Source organism: Xanthomonas populi, assembly GCF_002940065.1.
Taxonomy (GTDB): Bacteria; Pseudomonadota; Gammaproteobacteria; order Xanthomonadales; family Xanthomonadaceae; genus Xanthomonas; species Xanthomonas populi.
Genome location: NZ_MDEJ01000306.1, coordinates 1 through 713, shown reverse-complemented (window position 1 = coordinate 713; position 713 = coordinate 1). Strand labels below are relative to the sequence as shown.

The 713-nt window shown below is 59.6% G+C and carries 1 pseudogene; it reads left to right on the top strand.

Annotation, left to right across the window (positions count from 1 at the left end):
• Positions 1-76: 76 nt before the first annotated feature.
• Positions 77-637: pseudogene (locus XpopCFBP1817_RS21015) on the top strand (B12-binding domain-containing protein); the annotation flags it as partial.
• Positions 638-713 lie beyond the last annotated feature (76 nt).

Genomic DNA, 713 nt, shown 5'->3' with positions numbered 1-713 from the left:
GCCATGCGCGCACTTGTTTCTACACGATCCGGGTGCAACCAGCTGATCTATCTCGGGAAAACGTGGGGAAACCTCAGAGCTGGACCCGGAACTGCGCGAGCGCGTGGAGAATGTGATCCTCAACCGCCGCAAGGACGGCACCGAACGCTTGCTGGAAATTGCCGAACGCTATAGAGGCAGCAAGGGCGCGGCCAGGGTCGAAGATCCGGCATGGCGCGAAAAGCCGGTGCGCGCACGCCTGGCGCATGCGCTGGTGCATGGCATTGATGCGTTCGTGGAAACCGATACCGAAGAGGCGCGGCAACACTCCACGCGCCCGCTGGCTGTGATCGAAGGCCCGCTGATAGACCGCATGAACGTGGTCGGCGACCTGTTCGGCGCCGGCAAGATGTTCCTGCTGCAGGTGGTCAAATCCGCACGCGTGATGAAGATAGCGGTGGCGTATCTGTTGCCGTATATCGAAGCGGAAAAACTGCGTACCAGCGAAGTCGGTCGATCCAACGGCAAGATCATCATGGCCATCGTCAAGGGCGATGTGCACGACATCGGCAAGAACATCGTCGGCGTGGTGTTGGCATGCAACAACCTCGATGTGGTGGATCTGGGCGTGATGGTGTTGGCGCAGGTTATCCTGGACCTGAGGTTTCCCCACGTTTTCCCGAGATAGATCAGCTGGTTGCACCCGGATCGTGTAGAAACAAGTGCGCGCATGG